This window comes from Phycobacter sedimenti (assembly GCF_038148855.1).
GTDB lineage: Bacteria > Pseudomonadota > Alphaproteobacteria > Rhodobacterales > Rhodobacteraceae > Phycobacter > Phycobacter sedimenti.
The window spans coordinates 55,104-79,468 of sequence record NZ_JBBVGR010000010.1 but is presented as its reverse complement, the minus strand read 5'-3'; the positions used below and the strand labels follow the sequence as shown (position 1 = coordinate 79,468).

The 24,365-nt window shown below is 62.0% G+C and carries 24 protein-coding genes; 13 read left to right on the top strand and 11 right to left on the bottom strand.

Annotation, left to right across the window (positions count from 1 at the left end):
* Positions 1-99: 99 nt before the first annotated feature.
* The 3 genes from AADA15_RS17195 to AADA15_RS17185 all read left to right on the top strand — a co-directional run bounded on the left by AADA15_RS17195 (position 100) and on the right by AADA15_RS17185 (position 2,338).
* Positions 100-555, top strand: coding sequence for an Lrp/AsnC family transcriptional regulator (locus AADA15_RS17195; protein WP_341642793.1), 456 nt, complete (start codon positions 100-102; stop codon positions 553-555).
* The gene (locus tag AADA15_RS17190; protein WP_341642792.1) at positions 552-1,022 is read left to right on the top strand and encodes an Lrp/AsnC family transcriptional regulator; all 471 of its coding nucleotides are present in this window, start codon (positions 552-554) and stop codon (positions 1,020-1,022) included. The genes AADA15_RS17195 and AADA15_RS17190 overlap by 4 nt, the downstream gene beginning before the upstream one ends.
* 191 nt (positions 1,023-1,213) lie before the next feature.
* Positions 1,214-2,338, top strand: a complete 1,125-nt coding sequence (locus AADA15_RS17185) for an aminotransferase class V-fold PLP-dependent enzyme (protein ID WP_341642791.1) — start codon at positions 1,214-1,216, stop codon at positions 2,336-2,338.
* Between the two features lie 28 nt (positions 2,339-2,366).
* Here the strand turns inward: AADA15_RS17185 and AADA15_RS17180 are convergent, their stop codons facing one another.
* The 3 genes from AADA15_RS17180 to paaZ all read right to left on the bottom strand — a co-directional run bounded on the left by AADA15_RS17180 (position 2,367) and on the right by paaZ (position 6,281).
* Entirely contained in the window at positions 2,367-3,329 is a 963-nt protein-coding gene (locus AADA15_RS17180; RefSeq protein ID WP_341642790.1) for an alpha/beta fold hydrolase, read from the bottom strand.
* A 52-nt stretch (positions 3,330-3,381) separates the two neighbouring features.
* Positions 3,382-4,179, bottom strand: coding sequence for a PaaX family transcriptional regulator C-terminal domain-containing protein (locus AADA15_RS17175; RefSeq protein ID WP_341642789.1), 798 nt, complete (start codon positions 4,177-4,179; stop codon positions 3,382-3,384).
* Positions 4,180-4,250: 71 nt separating this feature from the next.
* Complete coding sequence (paaZ, locus tag AADA15_RS17170) at positions 4,251-6,281, bottom strand: phenylacetic acid degradation bifunctional protein PaaZ (RefSeq protein WP_341642788.1); 2,031 nt, start codon at positions 6,279-6,281, stop codon at positions 4,251-4,253.
* Positions 6,282-6,470: 189 nt separating this feature from the next.
* Here paaZ and paaG point away from each other — a divergent pair, with 189 nt between their 5' ends.
* The 5 genes from paaG (at position 6,471) to AADA15_RS17145 (ending at position 10,476) form a co-directional block, all read left to right on the top strand.
* The gene (gene paaG / locus AADA15_RS17165; RefSeq protein ID WP_341642787.1) at positions 6,471-7,256 is read left to right on the top strand and encodes a 2-(1,2-epoxy-1,2-dihydrophenyl)acetyl-CoA isomerase PaaG; all 786 of its coding nucleotides are present in this window, start codon (positions 6,471-6,473) and stop codon (positions 7,254-7,256) included.
* 2 nt (positions 7,257-7,258) lie between these two features.
* Complete coding sequence (gene paaI, locus AADA15_RS17160) at positions 7,259-7,684, top strand: hydroxyphenylacetyl-CoA thioesterase PaaI (protein ID WP_341642786.1); 426 nt, start codon at positions 7,259-7,261, stop codon at positions 7,682-7,684.
* A gap of 14 nt (positions 7,685-7,698) precedes the next feature.
* Positions 7,699-9,009 (top strand): phenylacetate--CoA ligase PaaK, encoded by a 1,311-nt coding sequence (paaK, locus tag AADA15_RS17155; RefSeq protein WP_341642785.1) that lies wholly within the window; start codon positions 7,699-7,701, stop codon positions 9,007-9,009.
* A gap of 8 nt (positions 9,010-9,017) precedes the next feature.
* A complete protein-coding gene (locus AADA15_RS17150) occupies positions 9,018-9,614 on the top strand; it encodes a TetR/AcrR family transcriptional regulator (RefSeq protein ID WP_341642784.1) in 597 nt (198 codons plus the stop codon).
* A gap of 208 nt (positions 9,615-9,822) precedes the next feature.
* On the top strand, positions 9,823-10,476 hold the full coding sequence (locus AADA15_RS17145) for a VPLPA-CTERM sorting domain-containing protein (protein ID WP_341642783.1): 654 nt from the start codon (positions 9,823-9,825) through the stop codon (positions 10,474-10,476).
* A gap of 93 nt (positions 10,477-10,569) precedes the next feature.
* On the opposite strand, the gene AADA15_RS17140 is transcribed toward AADA15_RS17145, so the two are convergent.
* On the bottom strand, positions 10,570-11,256 hold the full coding sequence (locus AADA15_RS17140) for a rhomboid family intramembrane serine protease (RefSeq protein ID WP_341642782.1): 687 nt from the start codon (positions 11,254-11,256) through the stop codon (positions 10,570-10,572).
* A gap of 132 nt (positions 11,257-11,388) precedes the next feature.
* Between AADA15_RS17140 and trpS the strand changes: the two genes are divergently transcribed.
* Entirely contained in the window at positions 11,389-12,417 is a 1,029-nt protein-coding gene (gene trpS / locus AADA15_RS17135) for a tryptophan--tRNA ligase (RefSeq protein WP_341642781.1), read from the top strand.
* Between the two features lie 55 nt (positions 12,418-12,472).
* Positions 12,473-12,679, top strand: a complete 207-nt coding sequence (locus AADA15_RS17130; RefSeq protein WP_014875579.1) for a cold-shock protein — start codon at positions 12,473-12,475, stop codon at positions 12,677-12,679.
* 131 nt (positions 12,680-12,810) lie between these two features.
* On the opposite strand, the gene murJ is transcribed toward AADA15_RS17130, so the two are convergent.
* The 3 genes from murJ to AADA15_RS17115 are packed head-to-tail and all read right to left on the bottom strand — an operon-like array spanning position 12,811 to position 18,363.
* Positions 12,811-14,406 (bottom strand): murein biosynthesis integral membrane protein MurJ, encoded by a 1,596-nt coding sequence (gene murJ, locus AADA15_RS17125; RefSeq protein WP_341642780.1) that lies wholly within the window; start codon positions 14,404-14,406, stop codon positions 12,811-12,813.
* On the bottom strand, positions 14,403-17,231 hold the full coding sequence (locus AADA15_RS17120; protein WP_341642779.1) for a [protein-PII] uridylyltransferase: 2,829 nt from the start codon (positions 17,229-17,231) through the stop codon (positions 14,403-14,405). The genes murJ and AADA15_RS17120 overlap by 4 nt, the downstream gene beginning before the upstream one ends.
* Positions 17,191-18,363, bottom strand: coding sequence for a penicillin-binding protein activator (locus AADA15_RS17115; protein ID WP_341642778.1), 1,173 nt, complete (start codon positions 18,361-18,363; stop codon positions 17,191-17,193). Before AADA15_RS17115 ends, AADA15_RS17120 begins: the two co-directional genes overlap by 41 nt.
* A gap of 98 nt (positions 18,364-18,461) precedes the next feature.
* Between AADA15_RS17115 and rsmI the strand changes: the two genes are divergently transcribed.
* The 3 genes from rsmI to gshB all read left to right on the top strand — a co-directional run bounded on the left by rsmI (position 18,462) and on the right by gshB (position 20,702).
* Positions 18,462-19,322: a 16S rRNA (cytidine(1402)-2'-O)-methyltransferase gene (rsmI, locus tag AADA15_RS17110; protein WP_341642777.1), complete on the top strand. Its 861-nt coding sequence runs from the start codon at positions 18,462-18,464 to the stop codon at positions 19,320-19,322.
* A gap of 4 nt (positions 19,323-19,326) precedes the next feature.
* Positions 19,327-19,698, top strand: coding sequence for a YraN family protein (locus tag AADA15_RS17105; protein WP_341642776.1), 372 nt, complete (start codon positions 19,327-19,329; stop codon positions 19,696-19,698).
* 71 nt (positions 19,699-19,769) lie between these two features.
* On the top strand, positions 19,770-20,702 hold the full coding sequence (gene gshB / locus AADA15_RS17100; RefSeq protein WP_341642775.1) for a glutathione synthase: 933 nt from the start codon (positions 19,770-19,772) through the stop codon (positions 20,700-20,702).
* Positions 20,703-20,723: 21 nt separating this feature from the next.
* Here the strand turns inward: gshB and AADA15_RS17095 are convergent, their stop codons facing one another.
* The 4 genes from AADA15_RS17095 to cobU form a co-directional block, all read right to left on the bottom strand.
* Positions 20,724-22,226 (bottom strand): YifB family Mg chelatase-like AAA ATPase, encoded by a 1,503-nt coding sequence (locus tag AADA15_RS17095; protein ID WP_341642774.1) that lies wholly within the window; start codon positions 22,224-22,226, stop codon positions 20,724-20,726.
* A 118-nt stretch (positions 22,227-22,344) separates the two neighbouring features.
* The gene (locus tag AADA15_RS17090) at positions 22,345-23,028 is read right to left on the bottom strand and encodes a glutathione S-transferase (protein WP_341642773.1); all 684 of its coding nucleotides are present in this window, start codon (positions 23,026-23,028) and stop codon (positions 22,345-22,347) included.
* Positions 23,029-23,086: 58 nt separating this feature from the next.
* A complete protein-coding gene (locus AADA15_RS17085) occupies positions 23,087-23,665 on the bottom strand; it encodes a histidine phosphatase family protein (RefSeq protein WP_341642772.1) in 579 nt (192 codons plus the stop codon).
* On the bottom strand, positions 23,662-24,183 hold the full coding sequence (gene cobU, locus AADA15_RS17080) for a bifunctional adenosylcobinamide kinase/adenosylcobinamide-phosphate guanylyltransferase (protein WP_341642771.1): 522 nt from the start codon (positions 24,181-24,183) through the stop codon (positions 23,662-23,664). The genes AADA15_RS17085 and cobU overlap by 4 nt, the downstream gene beginning before the upstream one ends.
* Between the last annotated feature and the right edge of the window lie 182 nt (positions 24,184-24,365).

Genomic DNA, 24,365 nt, shown 5'->3' with positions numbered 1-24,365 from the left:
AGCATAAGGCGGCGACCGGAAATTGCGATGGAGGTTGACGCATTATTTGCTGGCTGATTGCAATAGTCATTCGCGAAATGATGGTATAATGAAGAAAACATGCTTGATGATCTCGATCGGCGCATTCTGCGCCATATGCAAAGCGAGCCGGAACAATCGATTCCGGACCTGGCCGATCGGCTGGGGCTGACCTCCTCGCGCCTGTCGCGACGGCTGGAGAAACTGCGCGAGGCGGGGGTGATCCTGGGCCAGCAGGCGGTGATTGACTGGCGCGCGCTTGGCTATGCGGTGGAGGTTTCGCTCAGGGTGACGCTGGACAAGACCAATCCGCGCGCCTTTGACGAGTTCATCGAGGCCGCGCGCCAGATCCCGGAGGTGCTGGAAATCCAGACCTTCCTGGGGCAGGTTGATGTGCGCCTTTCAGTGATTGCCCGCGATATGCCGCATTATCAGCAGATCTACCGCGCCCGGATCCTGACCCTGCCGCATATCACAGATATCGAGGCGCTGATGCATGTGGCACGGATCAAGTCGAACGAAAGCCTGCCGTTATGAGCCGCGCCCGCAGCGACCTTGACGATATCGATTATGCCATCCTTCGGGCGCTAGGCCAGGATGCGACCCGATCCGCCGGGGCGCTGGGGCGGGACCTTGGTCTCAGCCAGCCCGCCACATGGCGCCGCATTCGCCGTTTGCAGGAGGCGGGCATTCTTGCAGGGCGACGGCTGGAACTTGACAGCAAGGCGCTCGGCTTTGGCGTGACTGTCTTCCTTGGCATCAAACTGGCGACCAAGGGCCGCGTCAGTCTTGAGGATTTCGAGCGCGCAGTCTCCGCCATTCCCGAGGTGCAGACGGTTGAGCATGTGCTGGGCATGTACGACTACCGACTGCGGGTGACGGCTCGGGATATTGCTGATTTCGAACGCGTCCTGCGCCGCCGGATCATGACCTTGCCGGGGGTCGGAAACGTGGATGCAAACGTGCTGCTGAGTGAGGAGCGCAGGCCCGGCCCGCTGGGATAGGCAGCAGCTTGGCGATGATCGGAAACGGCGTTTCCTCATTGGACCCGGTGATCGGATCACTTTGCCCTGTGCTTCCTCGTGCGTTGCGCTCATACCTGCGCAGAGTGCATCGTCCGGTATGCCAAAGTAGACTTTGCCAAAGGCGAATGCGGGCGTTAGCGATAGACGGGATGAAAGAAGGAGGATCACCGATGGCATTGCTCGATACCGTGGACCCGGAGGGGCTCGAAGAATTCTCGGTGGTGTTCACCGACCGCTCGCTCAATCACATGTCCAAGGCATTTCAGCAGGTGATGCGCGACATCAGCGACATGCTGAAAGAGGTCTATGGTGCCGAGGCCGTCGCCCTGGTGCCCGGTGGCGGCACCTTCGCGATGGAGGCGGTGGCGCGCCAGTTCGCCCGCGGTGCCAATGCGCTGGTGGTTCGCAATGGCTGGTTCTCCTACCGCTGGAGCCAGATCTTCGAAAGCGGCGGTTTCACCGCATCGACCACGGTGATGAAGGCCCGCCAGACCGGCAACAGCGCGCCCGCGCCCTTTGCTCCGGCCCCGATCGAGGATGTGGTCGCCGCCATTCGCGAGCAGAAGCCGGATATCGTCTTTGCGCCCCATGTGGAAACCTCGGCCGGGGTGATCCTGCCCGATGATTACGTGACCGCCATGGCCGCTGCCGCCCATGAGGTGGGCGCGCTGATGGTGCTGGATTGCATCGCTTCGGGCTGCGCCTGGGTCGACATGAAGACGACCGGCGTGGATGTGCTGATTTCGGCCCCGCAAAAGGGCTGGAGCGCCTCGCCCTCGGCAGGCCTCGTGATGTTCTCTGAGGCAGCGCTCAAGCGGCTGGAAGAGACGACATCGGACAGTTTCGCCATCAACCTCAATCAATGGCGCACGATCATGAAGGCCTATGAGGACGGCGGCCATGCCTATCACGCCACCATGCCCACCGATGCCCTGCGCGCCTTCCGAGACACTATGCTGGAAACCCGCGACTACGGATTTGACCGCCTGCGGGATGCGCAATGGCAGCTCGGCGACGGGGTGCGCGCGTACCTGAAGGGCAAGGGCATTGTGTCGGTGGCCGCCGATGGGTTCGGCGCACCCGGTGTTGTCGTCAGCTACACCAGCGATCCCGAGATCCAGAACGGCAAGAAGTTTGCCGCGCTCGGCATGCAGATCGCCGCAGGAGTGCCGCTGCAGTGCGACGAGCCCGAAGGCTTCAGCACGTTCCGGCTGGGTCTGTTCGGTCTCGACAAGCTGTACGATGTGGAAGGCACCTTGAAGCGTTTGACAACCGTTCTGGATCAGGTGCTCTGAGCAATTAGGGACACCAGCCTGCCGTGCATCAATTCGGCAGGCTGGCCACCGTCGCGCGGATGAATTCTTCACACAAGGCAGGCTGAGTGATGGGCAGCATGTGCCCAAGGCCGGGCTCAATCCGGCACTTCAGGCCGAAGGTTTCCATCGCGCGGCCCTGTTCCTCGGCATTCAATATCGCATCATCGGCGCCGAACAGCACCGCGCCGGGCGTACGCAGCTCGCGCAGATATCGGGCCGCCTGTTCTGCAATCGTCGGGTAAAGAAACGTTGCATCGGCCGAAGCCGCGATGAAGCTTTGCGGACGCAGACCCAATATGCCGCCTGCGCGGTCGAGGAAATCCTCGGGGCAGACCTCGGGCGCAAAAATCTGGGTGAGGACCGCATTCGCGGTACGCTTGGCAGCGGGAATCGCCACCGTGTTCGCCATCAGGCGCCTCATCATTGGTGAATGAACGATCAGGCCCTTGAACACCTCTGCCCCGCCCGGCGAGGGGTGAGTCAAGGGGGCCAGCAGGGCCAGCCCGCGGACCTTTTTCGGTGCCGCCAGCGCCATGGCCAAAGAGACGGCACCACCCAGTGAATGGCCGACCAGCACCGGATCCTTGATCCCCTTTGCATCCAGCAGGTTCTGGATCATCTCTGCCTGCGCTGGCAGCCGCGCGAGGCTGTCGCTGTTGCGGGTGGAATATCCGCAACCTGGGCGGTCCAGCGCGATCACGCGAAAATCCGCAGCCATCCGATCGGCCAGCGCATAGGTGAAATGCTGCAACTGCCCGGACAGACCGTGAATAAAAACCAGTGGCTGGGCCTTGCTCGGCCCCGTCTCCACGTAATGCAGCCGCCCGTGGGGTGTCTGGTGAAACTGGCCGACGGGCGGCACCAGGGCCTCGGCCTCCCGCGCCATCCGACGGGTGCTGAGATGCGCCGCCCACAAGAGAGCTGTTGGCAGGGCAAGGGCCGCGAGGGAGATTGCGCTGAGGGCCGACATTTACAATCCTCTTGTCTGAAAGGGGCCGGGAAAAAGGGACCGGCAAAGGACGCTACGGAGCTGCGTTCAAATCGGTGAGGGCGGGCGAGGGCAGGGAATCCAGCAGCGCAAAGACCCGGCTGCGGCAGCTTTCACCGGTCCAGCTGGTCGGGTGGAACAGCGGCGGCAGCCCCGGATGGCGCAACACGATCCGCCGCCAGCGGTGCACGATCAGGGTGCGCAGGGTGGCGATCTGGGCTGCGTCCAGACCTGCGGGTGGGGCGGTAATGTCATTCAGCGCGCGGTCAAGGGTTTCGCAGGCCTCTTGCAGATCCTGCGGGAACAGCCGGTCCTTCAACCAGTCGGGCACCGAGATGTCGGACACTTCGATGGCCAGAAGATCGTCAAGGTTGCCCGGGATCCGACCATGGCCAAGCGCCGTGTGCCGGTTCACCGCGACATAGTTTGGCAGAAAGAGCACATCCTCGAGCGTGTCTTGCCCGGCGCCTTCTTCCGAGATCAGCAGATGCCAGTCGGTTGGCGCAGGCGGGTTTCGTTCATAGATGCGCGGCGTCACGGCAGCGGACTGGCTGCGTCCGAAGGGGGTCAGATAGTGGACCGAGGCCCGCCCCGAGCGGGCGCTTTCAATCCAGCCATCTTTGCGCAGACGGTGCAATGCGACGCGGATCGCCTCGGGTTTGATCCCCATGGGCGTGATGATGCGCGTCAGCGCGCCGCCACTGATCTGAGCGCCTTCCTTCTGGGCCAGATCGCCAAACAGCGAGACGATGATGGACCAGACCCGCAGGTTCTGCGGATCGTTCAACTGGGCGACACTGGCGTCGAACCACTGGTTTTGTTCTGTGCTCATCCTCACAGAATAGAATGCCCGGGCCAGTTGCGCCAGCCCGGGCAGATTCGTCGTTTGTTTGCCGCCTTCTATCAGAAGGCATTCATGGTCAGAAGCTCGTATTCCGCCACCAGGTCATTGTCCTGGTTGGTCAGGGTCACGTGCCAGCGCACCTCGCCATATTCCTCGTTGCGGGGGGTCTTCTTCTTGACGGTGAGGCGTACCTTGATGCTGTCGCCTGCCGAAACCGGCTTCATGAAACGCAAGCCGTCAAGGCCGGTATTGGCCAGAACCGGACCTTCGTCCGGCTGCACGAACAGGCCCGCAGCAAAAGACAGAAGGAGATACCCATGCGCCACGCGGCCCGGAAAGAACGGGTTCCGCTTGGCTGCGGCATCGTCCATATGGGCATAGAAGGTGTCGCCGGTGAAATGGGCGAAATGTTCGATATCCTCAAGTGTGACGGTGCGTGGGTCGGTGTGAAGCGTCTCGCCGATGGACAATTCACCATACTTGCGGGTGAAGGGATGCGCGGGGCCGGTGATTTCAGCGCCGCCCGGCACCCATTTTTCGCCGATGGCCGACAGGATGTCGGGGCTGCCCTGGATTGCGGTGCGCTGCATGTAGTGTTTCACACCGCGCACGCCGCCCATTTCCTCGCCGCCGCCCGCACGGCCCGGACCGCCATGCACCATGTGGGGCAGCGGGGAGCCGTGACCGGTGGACTCCTTCATCGAGTCGCGGTTGTTGAAATAGAGGCGTCCGTGGAAGGCGCCGGCACCAAGCGCCACCTGACGCGCCACCGCCGGATCATGGGTGATGACCGAGGCGACAAGCGAGCCCTGGCCGCGGTTGGCGATCTCGATGGCGTGGTTCAGATCGCGGTAGCCCATCACGGTGGAGACAGGACCGAATGCTTCGGTGTCGTGGACGCGCTGGGCAGTGTCGGGGTTCTCGCAGTGAAACAGCATCGGCGGCACGAAAGCGCCCTGTTCGGCATCGGCGCCTTCCACGGTGAAGTTCTCGGGGTCACCAAAGACCCGCGTTGCCTCGGTGCCGATCAGCGCCGCCTTTTCCAGCACGTCGCGTTTCTGGCTGTTCGAGACCAGCGCGCCCATGCGGGTGGTTTCCAGACGCGGATCGCCGATCACCACTTTCGACAGACGTGCCGAAAGCGCTTCGATCACCGCTTGCACCTGTGCTTCGGGCGCGATGATGCGGCGCACGGCGGTACATTTCTGACCCGCCTTAGCGGTCATCTCGCGGGAGACTTCCTTGATGAAGAGATCGAACTCCGGCGTGCCGGGCACCGCGTCAGGCCCCAGGATCGAGGCGTTGAGGCTGTCCTGCTCGGCCACGAAACGCACCGAGTTTTCCAGGATAGCCGGGGTATTGCGCAGTTTCAGCGCGGTGTCGGCAGAGCCGGTGAAGCTGACCACATCCTGGCAGCCGAGACGGTCCAGCATGTCGCCGATGCCGCCGGACACAAGCTGCAGCGCGCCTTCGGGCAGGATGCCGCTGTCCAGCATGATCTTCACGGCCAGTTCGGTCACATAGCAGGTCGCGGTTGCGGGCTTCACGATGGCAGGCACACCGGCCAGCAGGGTGGGGGCGAGTTTTTCAAGCATCCCCCAGACCGGGAAGTTGAAGGCGTTGATATGGACCGCAACCCCTTGCAGCGGCGTGCAGATGTGCTGGCCAAGGAAACTGCCGGTGCGGCTCAGCTGCTCCAGATCGCCGTCAAGGTAGACATGACCATCGGGCATCTCGCGCCGGCCTTTGGAGGCAAAGACGAACATGGTGCCGATGCCGCCGTCGATGTCGATCATGTGATCCGATTGCGTGGCGCCGGTGTGGAACGACAGATCGTAAAGCGCGTCCTTGTGCTTGCCCAGCTCTGTGGACAGCGCTTTCAACATGCGGGCGCGGTCGTGGAAGGTCAGCTTGCGCAGGGCGGGGCCGCCCACGTTGCGCGCATGGTCCAGCATTGCCTGCACATCAAGATCATCATTGCCTGCGGTGGCGATGACGGCGCCGGTGACGGCGCTGGCGATGTTGCGCGCGCCCGCGCCGGGTTTCACCCACTGCCCGGCGGCATAGCTGGAAATCTCAAGAAGGCTCATTGCTCTCTCCCTAGGTTGCCCTGCCGCGCCACAACAATCCGAGGGCGACGCGCGGGGCCTGATTGAATTGCGATATATATTGACCGTCCGGTCGGTTTATGCAAGAAAATTGTCCAAGAGGCCGCTGGCCTGGTGTTTTCGGCAAGAAAACACGGGCGTGCGGGAGGGAATGACATGGGGGAGCGGGCAATGACCGACTCGATACTGGTTGCGGATCATGGGACCTGGGTGGAAATCACCCTCAACCGCCCGGACCGTCTGAACAGCTTTAATGATGAAATGCATTATGCCTTGCGCGCCGCATTGGAGGCCGCCCGTGATGGCGGTGCCCGTGCGGTTCTGCTGACGGGCGCTGGCCGGGGATTTTGTGCGGGGCAGGATCTGGGTGACCGCGATCCGCGCAAGATGGACGGCCCGCCGGACCTCGGCAATACCGTGCGCACCTTCTATGCGCCGCTGGTGCGGCTGATCCGCTCCCTGAACTTCCCGGTGATCTGCGCTGTCAATGGCGTCGCTGCCGGGGCAGGGGCCAACATCGCGCTGGCCTGTGACGTGGTTCTGGCCGCCGAAAGCGCCAAGTTCATCCAGTCCTTCTCCAAGGTCGGCCTGATCCCCGATACCGGCGGCAGCTGGCATCTGCCGCGCCTGTTGGGTGAGGCGCGTGCCAAGGGCTTGGCCTTTACCGCCGAGCCGCTGCCCGCGAAAAAAGCCGAAGACTGGGGGCTGATCTGGAAGGCGCTGCCCGATGACGAACTCATGACAGAGGCGCGCGCCATGGCCGAGCGGTTCGGCAACGGGCCGACCCTTGGCATGGGCCTGACCAAACAGTGCATTCAGGCCGCAGCCGTGGACACGCTGACCGACCATCTGGAGATGGAAGCAGATGCGATGAAAACCTGCGGCGAAAGCGCCGATTATGCCGAGGGTGTCGCCTCCTTCCTTGAAAAACGCCAGCCGGTCTTCAAAGGCAAATGAGCATGACACCAAAAGAACGCGCCGAGAGATCCTGCGCCGCCATGTGGGCCAGCGACAATGCGTCGAAATGGGCCGGGATGGAGATTGCCGCGGTCGATGAAGGCCGCGCCGTGCTGCAGCTGACGGTGGAGGCGCACCATTGCAACGGTCATGGTATCTGCCATGGTGGCGTGACCTTCATGCTGGCTGACAGCGCCTTTGCCTTTGCCTGCAACAGTCGCAACCAGTCGACCGTGGCGCAGAGCAACGCCATTACCTATACCGCGCCGGGTCGCCTGGGCGACCGGCTGACCGCCACCGCGCAAGAGGTTTCATTGACCGGGCGCAGTGGCATTTACGATGTGACCGTCAAAAATCAGGATGACCTGGTGATCGCAGAGTTTCGGGGCCTGTCCCGCGCGATCAAGGGTCATCTTTTCGAAGAGTAGGTGAGGAGCACGCCATGAAAGACCTGACCCCGAACAAAGCCGATCTTGATCCGATTGAAATCGCCTCCATCGACGAAATCCGCAGCCTCCAGCTGGAGCGGCTGAAGTGGTCGTTGCGCCATGCCTATGACAACGTGCGGATGTACAAGCAGCGGTTCGACGAGGCGGGTGTGCACCCCGATGACCTTCAGCAGCTGTCGGACCTTGCGAAGTTTCCCTTCACCTACAAGAACGACCTGCGCGACAACTATCCCTTTGGCCTTTTTGCCGTGCCGCGCGAAGAGATCATCCGCCTGCATGCCTCCTCCGGCACCACGGGCAAGCCGACGGTCGTGGGCTACACCAAGGGTGACATCGACAACTGGGCCGATCTGGTCGCGCGCTCCCTTCGCGCTGCCGGTCTGCGCAAGGGCAACATGGTGCACAACGCCTATGGCTATGGTCTGTTCACCGGCGGCCTTGGCGCTCATTACGGGATCGAACGCCTTGGCGCCACGGTGGTGCCAATGTCGGGCGGTCAGACCGAGAAACAGGTGGGCCTCATCACCGATTTCCAGCCTGACGGCATCATGGTGACGCCCTCCTACATGCTGAACATTCTTGAGCAGTATCACAAGGTGGGTCTGGACCCACGCGAAAGCTCGCTTCAGGTGGGTGTCTTTGGCGCGGAACCCTGGACCGACGCCATGCGCCGCGAGGTCGAAGAGGCCTTTGACATGCACGCGGTCGATATTTACGGCCTCAGCGAGATCATGGGGCCGGGCGTGGCCAGCGAATGCGTGGAAACCAAGGACGGCCCTGTCATCTGGGAGGACCACTTCCTCCCCGAGATCATCGATCCCGTCACCGGTGAAGTGCTGCCCGATGGTGAAATGGGTGAGCTGGTCTTCACCACCCTCACCAAGGAAGGCCTGCCGATGGTGCGCTACCGCACCCGCGACCTGACCCGCCTGCTGCCCGGCACCGCCCGCACCATGCGGCGGATGGAAAAGATCACCGGCCGCAGCGACGACATGATCATCCTGCGCGGCGTCAATGTCTTCCCCAGCCAGGTCGAAGAACAGCTGATGGCGACCGGTGGCCTGGCGCCGCATTACCAGATCGAGCTGTACAAGTCCGGTCGCATGGATGCGATGCGCGTCTATGTGGAGGCCAACCCCGACGCCACCGATGAGCTGTCCAAGACCGCGGCGGCCCGGATGCTGACCAAGCGGATCAAGGACATGGTCGGTGTTTCGACCGAGATCATCGTCGGCGATCCCGGCGATGTCGAGCGCAGCCAGGGCAAGGCCAAGCGCGTCGTCGACAACCGCGACAAGGGGTAAGTACAGCCGTGGCCCGCACAATCGCAAAAGACCATGAGCAAAAGCGCGCGCAGATCCTGAAATCTGCGGCGCGGGTGTTTGCCGAGGCCGGGTATGACCGCGCTTCGATGACCCAGCTGGCGCGCGAATGCGGGATCTCCAAGGCCAATATCTACCACTACTATGACAGCAAGGATGCCGTTCTCTTCGGCCTCCTTGAAACCTATCTGAGCGAATTGCGCGATCGGGTCTGCGGGTTGGATCTGACGGGTCTTGAGCCAGAGGCACGCCTGCGCCGTATCGTCGCCGAGGTGCTCTTGGCCTATCAGGGGGCCGATGACGAACACCAGGTGCAGGTCAGCGCCATGTCGGCCCTGCCGGAAGAACAGCAAAAACTGCTGCGCGGCTACCAGCGCGAACTGGTCGCCTTCATGAGCGGTGCGATCAGCGCCGTGGCGCCGGATGTCTTTGCTGGCGATCCGGCCAAGCTGCGCGGGGCCACCATGTCGGTCTTTGGCATGCTGAACTGGTACTACATGTGGAATTCCGGCGCCGGATCCGAAGCGCGCGAGGGCTATGCCGAGATGGTCGCCACCATCACCTTGAACGGTGTGAAGGGGCTTTGAGCAAAGGGCGGAGGCCCTGCGCGCTGGCAAGATCTGTCTATTCTCAGCACAGATGGGTGCGCAAACATCAAGTGACGAATGCCGGGACGCGACAAGACATCAGAATGACATGTGTTTGGCTGGCAGATTAACCAATTCTTAATAAAAATTGACTCGGATCAGGTCTCTACCTACACAGGTTGAAGGGAAATTTTCTGGGGATTGGGTAGTGTCAAAGATCATTTTTGCAATTGCAGCGGCTGCGGTGTGTGTGTCGACATCAGCGATGGCTGCAACATATACGGATCGTTCTGCATTTCTGGCGGCGTCTGGAACCGCGAGCGACCATACAACTGGCGCTATTCCGCGTTACACAACGTCCCGCGCATTCAGCAATGGCCTGACGGTCAGCACGCTCGGGACGGAAATGGCCTCGGCCTCTTCATTTGGCGGTAGTGATTTGGGGATCACAAACGCCATCCTGATCAGCGGCGTTGAGCATCTCAATTTTCAGTTCGATAGTCTGCGGTTTGGCTTCGGCCTTGATATATTTGAGTCCACTCTTGCCAACTCAATCAACGGCTGCGGAACACCGACCTGCCCCGACTCGACCTTTACCTTCACCTTCAAGAACGGTGGCACGGTCGTCGGCAGCGAGACCTTCAATCCGGTCGATGACACGGTTTCCTTCTTCGGAACACTCTACACCAGTGCATTTAATCGGGTGGAGATGCGCGAGACATCTGGCAGCAACGACAATGAACGCTTTGGTGGGTTCGTCTCGACGATCGCACCGGTGCCGGTACCGGCTGCAATGCCCTTGCTGCTGCTTGGCCTTGGGGCGGTAGGGGTCGTCGGGCGCCGCCGCAAGGGCCGCGCCTAGATCCCATCTGCGCCGCGCCTTGGCGCGGCGCTACGCCCAACGGGATAAGGCATGGGCCATGCCGCCGACGGGCGGGAGGGCCTCCGCCAGACCTCAGTCGTGGCGGATCTTGTTGCGGAACCTTGCCCAGCCCCCCGGAGCCAGGAAGAAGGACAAGGCAAACCCTGTTGCAAATCCGGACAGATCCGCGATCCAGTCCGGCTGGCCGCCAAACAACAAAGCAAAGACAAGCTGGATTCCCATGAGAAAGGCGATCAGCGAAAAGGCCCGGCTCTGCTGCGCGCCGACCAGAGACAGCTGCCGCCACAGGATATAGGTGAAGGCCCCGATCAGCCCGTAGACGGCGGGAAAACCACCGATTAGGGGCACCGGCGATCCTGAGAATACCGCATATCCCACAGCGCCCCCGATGGCGGATAGAGCGAAGATCAGGATCATCGCCAAGTCGCCAAAGACTTCTCCGACCATCTTGCCCATCGCCAGCACAAAGACGCAGACAAACAGCGCATGGGTAAAGCTGCCATGCACAAAGGCGTAAGAGACAAAGCGCAGGAGATGTTCCATGGGCCATTGCCCCGTCTCCCACATCCACCAGAAGATCTCGTTTGAGAACGCATAGGACTGGAACGCCTCCAGCCGCCAGCCCACCGCCGATGGCCCGCCGACGATACCGCGGGTGCCAAGAGAAAACGCGACCTCGATCCCCATGATCACCAGCACCAGTGCCACCACCACGGGGGGAAGTGGGTTGACGGGGGAGGGGTTTTCGCTGCTGCTCATGTCTTGATGCCCTTTTGCCTGTCCCGGCCTTTTGACACGCCCTGTTGACCCGCGCATGGGGACGGGCTGTTGACGACCGTTGCGCCCATGGTTAAGCCACCGCAGGCCCTATTTCCAGACGGGAGTTTCTCGATGAGCGAGACCACCTTCACGCCGCGTGTCTTTTCCGGCATCCAGCCTTCGGGCAACCTGCATCTCGGCAATTACCTCGGCGCGCTCAAGCGCTTTGTCGACTGGCAGGCCAAGGATGTGGAAACCATCTACTGCATGGTGGACCTGCACGCGATCACCGTCTGGCAGGACCCCGCCGACCTGAAGAAATCCACCCGCGAGCTGTGTGCGGGCTTCATCGCGGCGGGGCTGGATCCCGAACAATCGATCCTGATCAACCAGAGCCAGGTGCCCGAGCATGCGCAGCTTGGCTGGGTGTTCAACTGTGTCGCCCGCATGGGCTGGATGCAGCGCATGACCCAGTTCAAGGACAAGGCCGGCAAGAACGCCCAGAACGCCTCGCTTGGTCTGTTTGGCTATCCGGCGCTGATGGCGGCTGACATTCTCGTCTATCACGCCACCCATGTTCCGGTGGGCGAGGATCAGAAACAGCACCTTGAGCTGACCCGCGACATCGCCGCCAAGTTCAACCACGACTATGGCGTCGATTTCTTCCCGATGACCGAGCCGGTGATCGAAGGGGCGGCGACCCGCGTCATGTCCCTGCGCGATGGCTCCAAGAAGATGTCGAAATCCGATCCTTCGGATGCCAGCCGCATCAATCTGACCGACGATGCTGACGCCATTGCCAAGAAGATCCGCAAGGCCAAGACCGATCCGGAGGCCCTGCCAAGCGAGGAAAAAGGCCTTGAGGAGCGTCCCGAGGCCCGCAACCTCGTCAATATCTATGCTGCGCTGAATGACCAGACCGTGGAGCAGGTGCTGGCCGATGTGGGCGGAAAGCAGTTTTCCGAGTTCAAGCCCATGCTCGCCGATCTTGCGGTATCCAAGATGGCGCCGATTTCGACCGAGATGGCCCGTCTGATGAACGAGCAGGAGGAGATCGACCGCATCCTGACCCGCGGCGCCGAACGCGCCCGCGAGATCACCGCGCCGATACTTCGCAAGACCTACGATATTATTGGCATGGTCGGACCGACGACCTTGTGATACACAACGACATGCCTTCGCACGTTGCGGAGGTAGTCTATACTGGAGATATCGGATGGCCAATGGCACCGTAAAATGGTTCAACGCAACTAAAGGCTACGGCTTTATCGAGCCCGAGTCCGGCGGAAAAGATGTGTTTGTGCACATCTCTGCGGTTGAACGCTCGGGCCTCAACGGTTTGAATGACAACCAGAAAGTTTCCTATGAACTGGAAACTGGCCGTGATGGCAAGCAGTCCGCAGGTTCGCTGGAACTGCTCTGAGGTTGTTTGCCAGACATCTGTCTGGCGCAAACCAAAACAAAAGAATGATGACGGCGCTGTTGCTTCCCGAATCACAAAAGGCCGCCCGTATCGGGCGGCCTTTTTTTGACTGATTTTCGGGGTCGCGGGGTTCAGGGCGCTTTCGGGCTCCGACGCAGGGCGTTTTTGAACTCTGCCACGCGAAACGCGCCGACGATCTGTCCAACCGCGAAATAGCTCACGATCCCACTGACAACGAGAACAGCCAGCGCGGGATAGCGCACGGTGGCGCTGTAAAGCCATGGCTCCATCACAGTGGCAAGCCCCCACAAGAGCGCGCCCATCAACAGGGAGGCGAGGATGATCCGCCAGATCCGGGCATGGAAGCGGCTGTCGAAACGCGCGCTTCGGCCCATCCCCTTGGTGCCGACTGCGAGCAGCAGCACCATCGCCCAGCCGGCGATCGTGGTCCCCATGGCTGCACCGATAAAACCAAAGAGGTAGGCGCAGAGGATCGCGGTCGCCGCATTGACCACCATGGCCACCACGGCAAAGCGGAACGGCGTGCGCGTATCCTCGCGGGCAAAATAGAGCGGCTGCAGCACCTTCTGCATCACGAAGGCGGGCAGGCCGAGCCCGTAGACCGCGACCGCAAGAGCCGTGGCCTGGCTGTCCTCGAAATCGAAGGCCCCCCGTTCGAACAGAACCGACACCAGTGGCAGCGGGATCGCGACCAGGGCAACCGCTGACGGGATGGTCAGCGCCAGGGAAATCTCTGCCGCGCGGCTGAGCGCGTACTGGGATCCTGCCTCATCCTCGGCCGCAAGGCGGCGCGACAGATCTGGCAACAGGACGATCCCCACCGCAATGCCGACCACCCCCAGCGGCAGCTGGTAGAGCCGGTCTGCATAGCTGAGCCAGGCAATCGCCCCGTCAAAGAAACTCGCCACCTGACGACCGACCAACAGGTTGATTTGCACGACCCCTCCGGCCAGCATGGCAGGGGCTGCAATGAAGGCGAGGCGCTTCAGGTCGGGGGTCAAACGCGGCCTGCGCGGCAGCAGTTTGAAACCGGCGTGCTTTGCGGCGATCCAGACCAGTCCCATCTGGGCCACACCGGCAATCAGCGTGCCCCAGGCCAGGATGGTGCCTTGTGAGAGACCGGCAACCTCAGGACTCGGCGGATCTGAAACCGAGCCGAATACACCGCTTTCCCCCAGCAGCAGGGCGCTCACCAGAATGACGTTCAGCAGAACAGGCGCCGCTGCAGCCGCCGCGAACCGTCCCGAGGCATTGAGCACACCAGACAAGAGCGCCGCAAGGGAGATGAACAGGATATAGGCAAAGGTGATCCGCCCGAAATCCACTGCCAGATCAAAGCGTACATCGCCGCGAAATCCGCTGGCCATGGCCAGAACCAGCCAGGGCATGACAAGCTGCGCGACGAGTGTGAAAAGAATCAGCAGGGTGGCAAGGCCGGAAAAGGCATCCTGGGCGAACCCGACGGGATCCTCTCCCTTTTGCAGCTTTTTCGAGAAAAGCGGGACAAATGCGGTGTTGAAGGCCCCTTCGGCGAAGAAGCGGCGGAACATGTTGGGCAGGCTGAAGGCCACCAGAAAGGCTTCGGCCACCGCGCCGGTGCCGAGGAAGCTCGCGATCATGATATCACGCGCAAATCCTAGGACACGGCTGGCCAGCGTCCAGAACCCGACCGTCATGAAGCCGGAAATCAGTTTGACTGGCTTCATGATCCGGCCCGCGCGGCCCCGGCCAAAATGGCGTCCCGCAATTTGCGCTCAAGCGTTTTTTGCTTGGACTCTGAATGGTATTTCAGTCCGAACATGTCCTTGACGTAGAATGTATCCACCACCTGTTCGCCATAGGTCGCGATCACCGCGTTGGCGATATAGACGTTCGCATCCGCGAGTGTGCGCGCCAGATCATAAAGCAGACCCGCCCGGTCGCGGGTGTCCACCTCGATGATGGTGTAGATCTCGGAGCCTTCGTTATCAAAGGTGATATGGGTCTGGACGTTAAAGGCCTTTTCGCGCTTCTTGATCTTGTCGCGCGACACCATTGCCTCGCGGGTGATGACCTCGCCTTTCAGCGTTTTCAGGATCATCTGGGTCAGGCGGGTCAAGCGTGAAGCCTCGAAGGGATGGCCCTCGGAATCCTGGATCCAGAAGGCATCGGTCACATAGCCGTCCTTGGTGGTGTAGGAGCGCGCATCGACCACATTGGCCCCGACCAGCGCCAGCGCCCCGACCATGCGGGCAAAGATGCCCGGATGGTCCGTCATCGCAAAACAGGCGCGCGTGGCATCGCGGTCCTCGTCCGGGTGCAGGCGAATGATCACCTCTCCCGGATCATCCTTTGCCTCAAGCTCCTGGAGCATTTCCGCAAAGTCTATATGGGCGGTCACGTGCAGACCCTGCCAGTAGGGCGGATAATGGCGTGAGGTCTCCCGCTTGAGGTCGGCCTTGCTCCACTCTGGCAGCGCCTTGCGCAGGCGTTTCTTGGCGGCGGCTCCACGATGTTCGCGGCTGAGCGCTTCCATGCCGTCCTCAAGCGCACTGCGGGTCTGGCTATAGAGAGAGCGTAAAAGCGCGGCTTTCCAGTTGTTCCAGGTGTCCGGACCAACGCCGCGAATGTCACAGACTGTCAGCAGCAGCAACAGATCCAGCCGTTTCACCGATTGCACCGCCTTGGCAAAACCGCGCACAGTGCGCGGATCGGCGATATCGCGTTTCTGCGCCATGTCGGACATCAGAAGGTGATAGCGCACCAGCCACTCGACCGTTTCGCAGTCCGACTTGTTGAGGCCGAGGCGCGGCGCGACCTTGCGGGCGATCTGCGCGCCCAGGATGGAATGGTCCTGCTCGCGCCCCTTGCCGATATCGTGCAGCAGCATGGCGACCATCAGAACCTTGCGGTTGATGCCCTGGCGCAGCACCTCTGATGAGACCGGAAGTTCCTCTTCCAGCTCGCCCCTCTCGATGGCGGCATAGTTCGAGATCACCTGGATGGTGTGCTCGTCTACCGTGTAGGAGTGGTACATGTTGAACTGCATCATCGCCACGATCGGCTCGAACTCCGGCAGGAAGGCAGAGAGTACGCCAAGTTCGTTCATGCGGCGCAGGGCGCGTTCGGGGTTGCCGTGTTTCAGCAGCAGATCCAAAAAGATACGGTTGGCTTCCTTATCCGCGCGCATATCGTCGTCAATCAGATCAAGGTTCGCAGTCACAAGGCGCATGGCATCGGGATGGATCAGCATGCCTGTACGCAGGCCCTCTTCGAAGATCCTGAGCAGGTTCAGCTTGTTGCCAAGAAAGGTCTCCGGGTCTTCGATGTCCAGTCGATTGTTGACCACCTTGTAGCCGGGTTTGATCCGGGGACGGCGGCGAAAGATCCGCTCCAAAAGCGGTTCGCTCTTCTGCTGGCTCGCCTCAAGCTTGGTCAGGAAGATGCGGGTGATATCCCCGACCTGTGTCGCCTTGCGGAAATAGTTCTGCATGAAGATCTCGACCGCGCGGCGTCCGGCCTTGTCCTGATAGCCCATGCGCTGGGCCACCTCGACCTGAAGATCAAACGTCAGCTGTTCCGTGGCGCGTCCGGTGACCAGATGCAGATGCGAGCGCACGGCCCAGAGAAAGTTCTCGGCCTCTGCAAAAAACCTGAACTCATCCGGTTTGAACAGCCCGAGAGGTACAAGTTCGGCCACGTCCTGCACCTGGTAAAGGTACTTGGCAATCCAGAACAGCGATTGCAGATCCCGCAGGCCGCCCTTGCCCTCCTTGACGTTGGGCTCGACCATGTACCGCTCACCCTGTTTCAGGTGGCGCTCATCCCGCTCTGCCAGCTTGGCTTCGATGAATTCGCGCGCGTCCTTGGAAAAGAGGTCACTTTGCAGCCGCTCGTCAAGCTCTGCCGCAAGACCGGCATCGCCCGACAGGAAGCGATGCTCCAGCATGGCCGTGCGGATGGTGTAGTCTTCAGCGCCCAGGCGGATGCAATCCTTGATGGTGCGGCTTGAATGGCCGACCTTGAGGCGCAGATCCCACAGGATGTAGAGCATGGATTCAATCACGCTCTCGGCCCAGGCGGTGATCTTGTAGGGGGTCAGAAACAGCAGATCCACGTCGGAAAAGGGCGCCATTTCGGCGCGCCCATAGCCGCCGACGGCCATGACCGCGATCCGTTCGCCCCGCGTCGGGTTGGCCAGCGGATGCAAAAGCTCCGTCGCAGCATAAAAGGCGGTTGTCACCAGCCCGTCGGTCAGGTGGCTGTAGGATTGCGTCAGAGCGCGTGCTGCAAAGGGCGCTGCTGCAAAGGCTTCGGCAATGGTGGCGCGCCCGGCCTTGTTGGCCTCGCGCAAGAGGCGCACCACCTCGGCGCGCAGCGCACTGGCGTCCAGGGTTTCGGCGGCCTGCGACAGCTTACTTCGCAGATGAGCTGCGTCAAAGATCTGCGTCGAGGGACAGATCAGCTCCCCCTTGATCGGCGGCAGCAGGTTTTGCGGGACATGGGCCGGATCAGAAACCGGCGCCGGAGAAGCTGCTTGGGGCTGGGTCAATGACGACCACCTTCTGTTCTTGGATTGTAGCGACAGCGAGGCCGCGTTCATTGGTGCCATCGGGACGCAGGCGGAAGATGCCGCCGGTGCCCTGGAAGCCTGCAGTTTGTGTCAGGGCCGCACCCGTCAGGGCATCGCTCTTGCCCGCGCTGACAAGCGCACCAATGGCGGCGATACCGTCATAGGCCAGACCACCGATCGAATGAGGTGCGCCGCCATAGGCCGCGCTGTATCGCGAGACGAATTGCTGCGACTTGGCCGGGTCCGGCAGGGCAAACCAGCCGCCTTGTACGCCGGGCATCGCCAGGGTTTGCGATGGAATATCCCAACGGGTCAGGCCGATGTATTGGTAGGTTTCCTTGTCGAGCCCCGCTTCGGGCAGAAGCTGGGTCAAAAGCGGCAGCGCGCCTGCCGTGGTTGCGGTCATGAAAATCGCATTGGCATTGCTGGCGCGGGCGGTGTCGCGGATCGGGCCGATGGCGTCGATCACGCCCTTCTGGGACAGCTCGTAGTCGATGCTGCCTGCGATGGTGGCGCCGCTGCGGGCCGCTGCGGCCTGGATGGCACCGCTGCCGACCTTGCCCGCCGCATCATTGCCGCCGACAATCACGATATTGCCACGCCCCTGGCGCGCCGCATAGGAGGTCAGGCGCTGTGCCGTGTTGGCGAATGTGGCGCCAAGGATGAACACATTGCCGCCGGCAATGGCTGTGTTGTTGGAAAAGGCCAGAACGTTGACGTTGCGCTTTGCTGCGGCCACGCCTGCGGCATTGGCGGCTTCGGCATAGACCGGGCCAAGCAGAATGCGGGCACCATCATTGATGGCCTGGGTTGCCGCATTGGCGGCCACGGTCGGATCGCCGGCAGTGTCATAGACGCGCAGATCAATCTGGACGCCCTTCAGGTCCCCGATGGCCAGACGTGCTGCGTTTTCAAGGCTTTGAGCAAGCACGCTATCGCCGGCCTGGGTGGATCCTCTTGGCACCAACAGGGCGACGGGAACCGGTTTTGACGTATTGATCGAGGGGCCGCCACCGGTGGTCACCGGATTACAGGCGCCGAGCGCAAGTGCGGAAACAGCGGTGACAGCGGCCAAAGCCGCCTTGCGGGCCTGTCTAAAAACGGCGAACATAATGAAACTGTAACTCCCCTGTTCAGGCTGCGGGCGCCCGTGTTGGTGGCCAAAGCGAATTTGAGGGGATCATAAACGACCAAGAAGGCGGGTCCAGCGTGAATCACCAGATCGTCAAATTGTTGCCGGGGCTCCACTTCGTGGCCACGCCCATCGGGACCGCGCGCGACATCACCCTCAGGGCGCTGGATGTGCTGGCCTCGGCCGATGTGATCGCCGCCGAGGACACACGTTCGCTGCGCAAGCTGATGGAAATCCATGGTGTTCCGCTGAACCAGCGCCAGATCATCGCCTATCACGATCACAGCGGCGCAGGGGCGCGGGCACGCCTGATGCAGGCCATGGCCGAGGGGCAGTCGGTCGCCTATGCCTCCGAGGCGGGCATGCCGCTGATTGCCGATCCCGGTTATGACCTCAGCCGCGCGGCAGCCGAGGCAGGGCACAAGGTCACCGTGGCGCCGGGACCTTCGGCGGCGCTTGCGGCGCTGACATTGGCGGGCCTGCCGACGGATGCCTTCTTTTTTGCCGGTTTCCTGCCGAACGCAACATCCGCCCGGCGCAAGCGCCTGGAAGAGCTGCGGGCCGTGCCAGGAACGCTGATCTTCTACGAATCGCCCAAGCGTATTGCGGCCTCGGTCGCTGACATGGCAGAGGTCCTTGGCGACCGTCCCGCAGCGCTCTGTCGCGAGATCACCAAGAAGTTCGAAGAGGTGCGGCGCGGCACGCTGGACACCTTGGCGCAGGGGCTGGAGGACGGTCCGGTCAAAGGCGAAATCGTCATGTTGGTGGACCGCGCGAGAGAAGCAGAGGTAAGCGAGGCCAGCCTGCAAGAAGACCTGCGCGCGGCCCTGAAGGACAATTCGGTCAAGGACGCCGCCTCCATCGTGGCCGAAACCCACGGGCTGCCCCGGCGCAAGGTTTACCAGCTGGCCCTGAATCTCGCCAAAGAGGCAGGGTAAGGTCGTGCCAGGGCAGCGGCACAAAGGCCAGCGTGCCCATCTGGCCGGACAAGCCGCCGAAGAGGCCGCCGCCCGTGCCTATGAAGAGCTTGGTTATCATGTGGCCATGCGCCGCTGGCGTGGCCCCGGCGGCGAGATTGACCTGATCCTGCGCAAGGGCGCGCTTGTGGTCTTTGCCGAGGTCAAGCACAGCGCCACATTCGAGGCCGCCGCCGCACGGATAACCCCTGCGCAGATGCAACGCATCATGACCAGCGCTGCGCACTTTCTGGATGGGGAGCCACAGGGCCAGCTGACCGAAGCGCGCCTTGATGCCGTACTTGTGAATGGGGAAGGCGCGGTTGAGATCCTGGAAAATGTCTTTGGGCAGGGCTAGGCGGGCGCTGCTCTATTGATCCTTTGGTCGCGCTGGGCCATCTATTCGTCGAAACAAAAGGGATGCACTTCATGAAAATCGCCTTCCAGATGGACCCGATCCTGGGCGTCGACATCAATGCCGACAGCAGCTTTCGTCTTGCCGAAGAGGCGCAGGCGCGGGGGCATACCCTGTTCTATTACAGCCCCGATCACCTTGCCTATCAGGAAGGGCGTATCACTGCGCGCGGGCATGACATGACGGTGCAGCGGGTTCCCGGAACCCCCGCGGTTCTGGGCCCGGAGCGCGAGGTGGATCTGGCCGATTTCGACGTGGTCTGGCTGCGGCAGGATCCGCCCTTTGACATGCATTACATCACTTCGACACATTTGCTGGACCGCCTGAAAGGGCAGGCGCTGGTTGTGAACGACCCCTTCTGGGTGCGCAATTACCCGGAAAAACTGCTGGTGCTCGATTTCCCTCAGCTGACGCCGCCGACGGCGATTGCCCGTGATCTGGACACCATCAAGGCGTTCAAGGCAAAGCACGGCGACATTATTCTCAAGCCCCTATACGGCAACGGCGGGGCTGGTGTGTTCCGCTTGGATGCCAATGACCGCAACCTGACCTCCTTGCACGAACTCTTCACCGGATTCAGCCGGGAGCCGCTGATTGTGCAGAAATTCCTGCCCGACGTCAGCAATGGCGATAAACGCGTGATCCTGGTTGATGGCGAGGCCGTGGGCGCCATCAACCGTGTGCCTGCCGCAGGCGAGACCCGCTCGAACATGCATGTGGGCGGGCGCCCGGAAAAGATCGGCCTCACCGAACGCGACCTTGAGATCTGCGCCACCATCGGCCCGCTTCTGAAGGAAAAGGGTCAGATCTTTGTCGGCATCGACGTGATCGGGGACTACCTGACCGAGATCAACGTGACCTCGCCCACCGGCATTCAGGAGCTGGAGCGTTTTGACGGCGTCAATATCGCCGAAAAGGTCTGGCAGGTGATCGAATCCAAGCTGTGAGGCGCTTCGGCTGGCGATGGTTCATTGCGCCAGCCGGAACCCCAGCGCCTCTGCAACATGCGGACGCTGGATGTCCGGCTCTTCCTCAAGATCGGCAATGGTGCGTGCCACCCGTAAAACGCGGTGATAGCCGCGAGCGGTCAGGGAGAACCGGTCGGCGGCCTTGTGCAGCAGTGCGCGGCTTTCGGCGTCAAGCGTGGCGATCTCTTCCAGCAGGGCGCCTTCGGCATCAGAGTTGAGATGCACCTCGGGCTGTGTCCGGAATCTTTCTTCCTGCAGGTCACGGGCGGCAGCAACGCGATGGGCCACCTCCGCAGACCCTTCGGCGGCGGGCGCGAGGTCCAGGTCGCTGTAAGGAACGGGGGGCACTTCGATGCGCAGATCGAACCGGTCCATCAGCGGACCGGAAATGCGACCCATGTAATCCTCGGCGCAGATCGGCGCACGGGAGCAGGCGCGGGCAGGATCGGCCAGATGACCGCACTTGCAGGGGTTGGCAGCGGCCACCAGCATGAAGCGGCTGGGGTACTTCACATGGGCATTGGCGCGGGCCACCATCACCTCTCCGGTCTCCAGGGGCTGGCGCAGAGTTTCCAGCACGGGCCGAGAGAATTCCGGCAGTTCGTCGAGAAACAACACACCATTGTGGGCAAGGCTGATCTCACCGGGCTGGGCGCGCCGACCGCCACCGACGATGGCGGCCATCGACGCTGTATGGTGCGGTTCGCGAAAAGGACGGCTGCGGTTGATGCCGCCATCCTCGATCAACCCGCATAAGGATTGGATCATCGAGGTTTCCAATGCCTCAGCTGGGGTCAGGGGCGGCAGGATCGTCGGCAGGCGCGCCGCCAGCATGGACTTCCCCGATCCCGGCGGGCCGATCATCAACAGGTGATGCCGCCCGGCGGCGGCGATCTCAAGCGCGCGTTTGGCACGTTCCTGTCCTTTGACGTCGCGCAGATCGCGCGCACCAAGGGCATCCGTGACCTCTCCTGCGACCGCCTCTGCCAAGGGCATCTTGCCGGTGAAGTGGCGCACCACATCCAAAAGGCTTGCGGCGCCGATCACCCGCGCCGCATCGACCCAGGCGGCCTCAGCGCCCGAGGCCTTTGGGCAGAGCAGCAGGCGGTCTTCGCTCGCGGCGGTCATGGCGGCGGGCAGGGCGCCCACAACGGGGATCAGAGTGCCATCAAGGGAAAGTTCGCCAAGGGCAATGGTCTCGCTCGCGGTCTCCAGCGGTATCACTTCGATGGCCGCCAGGAGTGCCAGCGCGATGGGCAGGTCGAAATGGCTGCCTTCCTTGGGTAGATCAGCGGGCGAGAGGTTCACTGTGATCCGTTTCGAGGGCAGCGCGATGGACATCGCCGCAAAGGCCGAGCGCACCCGTTCGCGTGCCTCGCTCACTGCCTTGTCCGGCAGGCCGACGATGGAAAAGGCGGGCAGCCCCGGCACCACGGCACATTGCACCTCGACCGGGCGCGCCTCTACCCCTTGAAAGGCAACCGTGTAGGCCCGCGAAATCATACCGTGCTATCCCTCTGAATATGCCTGTGAAAACACTAGCGAACGAGGGATCGGAGTCGTCAGAAAAACAGGTTATGCGTGTGTTTTTGACGTTGATTTCGCGGAATTCTGGATTGGCTTAGCCAAGGCTCCACGCGCGCCGGGACAGGTCGATGGCATAGGGTTCGGGATCGTAGGTCACGTCCCGGGCCTGTTCCTGCCAGCGCAAGACCGCAGGGTCAGAGAGCAGCGCGCGGCAATAGGCGCGTGTTTCAGGCGAAACAGGCAGGTTATAGCCGACGATCCGCGCCGCGACGGGCGTATAGAAGACATCGACAAGGCTGTAGTCACCAAAGAGCCAGCCCTCCGTCGCGCCAGAGACCGTGCGGGCATGGGCAAAAAGCGTTTCGATCCGCGCCAGATCTTTCAGCACGGCCTCCGAGGGCGTGAACCCCTCCCAGATGTGGCTCAGCTGCATGGGGCAATTGCCGCGCAGCGCGGAAAAACCGCAGGCCATTTCGGCCACGAGCCAGCGCGCCGTGGCCCGCGCCGCCGCATCCTTGGGCCAAAGACCCGCGTCGGGGTGCCGCTCGGCCAGGGTTTCTGCCATCGCAAGGCTTTCGCCGATCACGGTCCCTTCAGGCGTGCGCAGGGTCGGCACCAGCCGCGCGGGCGCCAGATCCGCAAGATCATCCGCCATGGTTCCGGAATAGAGCCCCACCATATGAACCACATGGGGGAGCGAGAATTTTTCGAGCATGAGCCAGCCGCGCAAGGACCAGCTGGAATACATGCGGTCGCCGATATAAAGATCATATGTCATACCGGCAGGCTATCCCGGCCCGGGGTATTATCAAATCGATGGTTTGTGCGTTATGCCATCACGGAAGGTGATTGATCCGCTTGGCCTGCCAGCCATCCGGCGCACAGTGGATCTCCGTCAGGGACAGGTTGTCGATCCGGTGAGAGAAGGCCTCTTCCGGTGTCAGCCGCTCGGCCCGTTGGATCTGGGTCAGGATCTGGCCGAAATGCCCCACGACGATCAGGTTCTTGCCGCGATGGGCCGCGATCAGACCGTCGATGGCGCGGTCCACACGGGCGCAGACCTCGTTCCAGCTTTCACCGCCGGGCGGGCGCACGTCGCCGGGCGTTTCCCAATAGGCGCGGATGCGCTCGGGGTCTTCGGCGTCGATTTCTTTCCAGCTTCGCAGCTCCCAGGCGCCGAAATGGATTTCCCGCAGGTCCGGAAGATGATCAAGGCGATGTCTGCCGCGTGCAATTGCGCTGGCGGTGTCGGCTGCGCGCGACAGGTCCGAGGAGACGACAAGCGCCTCATCGGGCAGGGCTGCGGACAGGCGGTCAAGGGCGTCAGTATCGGACAGGTCCGCAGGCAGGTCGGACCAGCCAACCATCGATTTCGCATGGGTTGGCCCATGGCGGACCAGGAACAGGCGTGTCACGGCAACGCTCCTTTCAGAACCAGCGGAAGGCCGACCGTCACCTGAACCACGATATCCGCGCGGGCTGCCAGCGCGATGTTGAGCCGACCCTGTGCCTCGCGGAACCTGCGCGCGAGCGCATTCTCTGGCACGATGCCGAGGCCGGTTTCATTCGTGACGATCACGATTTCAGCGGCACATCTGTCAATGGCGTCCAACAGGCCTTGCGTCTCGGCCTCCAGATCGTTGTCGGCCAAAAGGTGGTTGGTCAGCCACATGGTTGCACAGTCCACAAGGCAAATCTGGTCCGCGGAGAGACGGCCGAGAACAGTGGCAGCGTCAAATGGCTCCTCGAAAGTCTGCCAGCCCGCGCCACGCTGCTTGAGGTGTTTGTCCACCTTTTCGCGCATTTCATCATCAAGCACCTGTGATGTGGCCCAATAAGCCTTTGGCTTGCCTGAGGAAACGCACAGGGTTTCGGCAAAGGCCGACTTGCCGGATGCGGCCCCGCCAAGAATGAGTGTGACAGCTACGGTCAAGGTGCGTACCCTGTTATCTGAAGGTTCTGTTTCGGTTTGCGTATCTGCTGACCTGCCTCAAGACAAGCATCTGCCCACCTCGCAAGCTCCGAACAATGAGCCAATCACGGTGGGAACGGCCGATTTTCGTGCCCTGAGCGCAGTACCTGTGGCGATGCGTTTTCAAGTCCAGTGAGGTGCGT

What these genes read in the sequence shown, in the direction of transcription:
- paaG (WP_341642787.1), top strand. Translation starts at nt 6,471, where the DNA reads ATGACCGACTCGATACTGGTTGCGGATCATGGGACCTGGGTGGAAATC.
- gshB (WP_341642775.1), top strand. Translation starts at nt 19,770, where the DNA reads ATGAAAATCGCCTTCCAGATGGACCCGATCCTGGGCGTCGACATCAAT.
- AADA15_RS17140 (WP_341642782.1), bottom strand. Translation starts at nt 11,256, where the DNA reads ATGAGCAGCAGCGAAAACCCCTCCCCCGTCAACCCACTTCCCCCCGTG.
- AADA15_RS17090 (WP_341642773.1), bottom strand. Translation starts at nt 23,028, where the DNA reads ATGACATATGATCTTTATATCGGCGACCGCATGTATTCCAGCTGGTCC.
- AADA15_RS17115 (WP_341642778.1), bottom strand. Translation starts at nt 18,363, where the DNA reads ATGTTCGCCGTTTTTAGACAGGCCCGCAAGGCGGCTTTGGCCGCTGTC.
- AADA15_RS17185 (WP_341642791.1), top strand. Translation starts at nt 1,214, where the DNA reads ATGGCATTGCTCGATACCGTGGACCCGGAGGGGCTCGAAGAATTCTCG.
- AADA15_RS17175 (WP_341642789.1), bottom strand. Translation starts at nt 4,179, where the DNA reads ATGAGCACAGAACAAAACCAGTGGTTCGACGCCAGTGTCGCCCAGTTG.
- AADA15_RS17095 (WP_341642774.1), bottom strand. Translation starts at nt 22,226, where the DNA reads ATGATTTCGCGGGCCTACACGGTTGCCTTTCAAGGGGTAGAGGCGCGC.
- AADA15_RS17130 (WP_014875579.1), top strand. Translation starts at nt 12,473, where the DNA reads ATGGCCAATGGCACCGTAAAATGGTTCAACGCAACTAAAGGCTACGGC.
- paaZ (WP_341642788.1), bottom strand. Translation starts at nt 6,281, where the DNA reads ATGAGCCTTCTTGAGATTTCCAGCTATGCCGCCGGGCAGTGGGTGAAA.
- AADA15_RS17190 (WP_341642792.1), top strand. Translation starts at nt 552, where the DNA reads ATGAGCCGCGCCCGCAGCGACCTTGACGATATCGATTATGCCATCCTT.
- paaI (WP_341642786.1), top strand. Translation starts at nt 7,259, where the DNA reads ATGACACCAAAAGAACGCGCCGAGAGATCCTGCGCCGCCATGTGGGCC.
- AADA15_RS17195 (WP_341642793.1), top strand. Translation starts at nt 100, where the DNA reads ATGCTTGATGATCTCGATCGGCGCATTCTGCGCCATATGCAAAGCGAG.
- AADA15_RS17180 (WP_341642790.1), bottom strand. Translation starts at nt 3,329, where the DNA reads ATGTCGGCCCTCAGCGCAATCTCCCTCGCGGCCCTTGCCCTGCCAACA.
- trpS (WP_341642781.1), top strand. Translation starts at nt 11,389, where the DNA reads ATGAGCGAGACCACCTTCACGCCGCGTGTCTTTTCCGGCATCCAGCCT.
- paaK (WP_341642785.1), top strand. Translation starts at nt 7,699, where the DNA reads ATGAAAGACCTGACCCCGAACAAAGCCGATCTTGATCCGATTGAAATC.
- murJ (WP_341642780.1), bottom strand. Translation starts at nt 14,406, where the DNA reads ATGAAGCCAGTCAAACTGATTTCCGGCTTCATGACGGTCGGGTTCTGG.